Annotated in this window: 1 protein-coding gene; it reads right to left on the bottom strand. The window is 77.7% G+C overall.

All coding sequences use genetic code 11. From position 1 onward, the window contains the following. Window positions 1-678 (bottom strand): molybdopterin-binding protein (locus tag GTW40_RS21945; RefSeq protein WP_237525622.1); only part of this gene is annotated, 678 nt, incomplete at both ends.

The following is a 678-nucleotide window of genomic DNA, read 5'->3' on the forward strand; positions in this document are numbered from 1 at the left end:
GAGGGCGCGCAGCAGCGGTCCGGCGAGGGTCAGCGTCCCGGCGACGGCGGCCAGCGGGTTGCCCGGCAGGCCGACCAGGCGGCGGGCGCGGCCGTCCTCGGCGGGCGGCAGCTCGGCGAGGAGCATGGGGTGCCCCGGCCGGACGGCCACCGAGTCGACCAGCAGCCGGGCCTCCAGCATCTCCAGGGTGTCGTGCAGGAAGTCCACGGGTCCGGCCGCCGTGCTGCCGGTGGTGATCACGACGTCGGCGGGGGAGCGGCGCACCGCCTCGTACAGCATCCCGAGCCGGTCGGAGATCCGGTGCTGACCGATCACCTCGGCGCCCAGACCGTGCAGCCACGAGGGCAGCATCGGGCCGAGCGCGTCGCGGACGCGGCCGCCCCGGGGCACGCCGGAGCGCAGCAGCTCGTCACCGAGCACGAGGAGTTCCACGCTCGGCCTGCGGTGCACGGACAGCCGGTCGTACCCGGCGGCCGCCGCGAGGCCGAGCACCGCCGGGGTCACGGTGGTGCCGGAGGGGAGCAGCGGCTCACCGCTGCGGCACTCCTGACCACGCGGCCGTACGTCCCGGCCGTCGGCCACCGGGCCGCCGGGGGTGCGGTCGTAGAGCAGACCGTCACGCTCGCCGGGCTCCCCGTGCTCGCGGCGCAGCACGGCACGGGCGCCGGGTGGCAGCGG

It is taken from the genome of Streptomyces sp. SID4985, assembly GCF_009863025.1.
Classification (GTDB): Bacteria; Actinomycetota; Actinomycetes; order Streptomycetales; family Streptomycetaceae; genus Streptomyces.